Genomic DNA, 233 nt, shown 5'->3' on the forward strand with positions numbered 1-233 from the left:
AGAAGCTAAATAATAGTGGAAGAGCAAATGTCCCAGGAACAGAGAGTAAAGGCAGTACAGAGCAAATACAAAAAGAAGTTGCAATGCAAGAACAATTAAGAAGTAATGGAACAGTGAATCCGTCAGGAACAGATATGAGAGTACAGTCACAAGAAGTTCAAAAAGAAATGAATGTAAGAGATCATGTGAAAAATGAAGGGGCTGCGGTTAGTCTTGGAAATGATATGAAAGGT

General features: G+C 37.3%; 1 protein-coding gene. It reads left to right on the forward strand.

What is annotated here, in order from left to right; all coding sequences use genetic code 11:
- A partial coding sequence (locus SB719_RS22755; protein WP_412160123.1) for a hypothetical protein occupies positions 1-233 on the forward strand: 233 nt, incomplete at both ends.

Origin of the sequence: Pantoea sp. SIMBA_079 (assembly GCF_046940275.1) — a bacterium.
Taxonomy (GTDB): Bacteria; Pseudomonadota; Gammaproteobacteria; order Enterobacterales; family Enterobacteriaceae; genus Pantoea; species Pantoea borealis.